General features: G+C 56.7%; 1 protein-coding gene. It reads left to right on the forward strand.

Translation table 11 applies throughout. The features are described 5' to 3' along the window. The coding region (locus Q7C20_RS26765) for an ABC transporter substrate-binding protein (protein ID WP_375071195.1) at positions 1-668 on the forward strand (668 nt) is incomplete at both ends.

The following is a 668-nucleotide window of genomic DNA, read 5'->3' on the forward strand; positions in this document are numbered from 1 at the left end:
GGGGTGATGCAGTGATCGTCGCGCCCGAGAGTATTGAGGGGATCAAACAAACGCCCATTGGGACCGGCCCATTCAAATTTGACGACTGGAGCCAAGGCGACAAAATTACGCTCTCGCGCTACGACAATTATTGGGGGGAGGCGCCTGCGTTAACCGGTGCGACGTTCAAGTTCATCTCAGACCCCACCGCTGCCTTTGCCGCCGTCATGGCAGAAGATGTCGATGTTTTCGCCGGTTTTCCCGCCCCAGAAAACATCCCGCAGTTTGAGGCGGACCCACGGTTTCAAGTCTTAATCGGCTCGACCGAAGGCGAGACCATCCTGTCGATGAACAACAAGCAGGCGCCTTTTGATGATATCAAAGTGCGGGAGGCCGTGGCCCATGCCATTGACCGGCAGGCGATTATTGACGGAGCGATGTTTGGGTACGGAACCCCAATCGGCACCCACTTTGCACCGCACAACCCGGACTATGTCGATCTGACCGAGATGAGCGCCTATGACCCTGAAAAGGCGAAAGCGCTTTTGGCCGAAGCCGGTTTTGAAGATGGATTTGAAACGACCCTGCACCTGCCACCGCCGTCCTATGCCCGCCGTGGCGGAGAGATCATTGCTGCGCAATTGGCGGAGGTTGGCATCAAAGCGCAGATTACCAATGTCGAATGGGCG

Source organism: Pseudomonas sp. AMR01, assembly GCF_041946035.1.
GTDB lineage: Bacteria > Pseudomonadota > Gammaproteobacteria > Pseudomonadales > Pseudomonadaceae > Aquipseudomonas > Aquipseudomonas antarctica_B.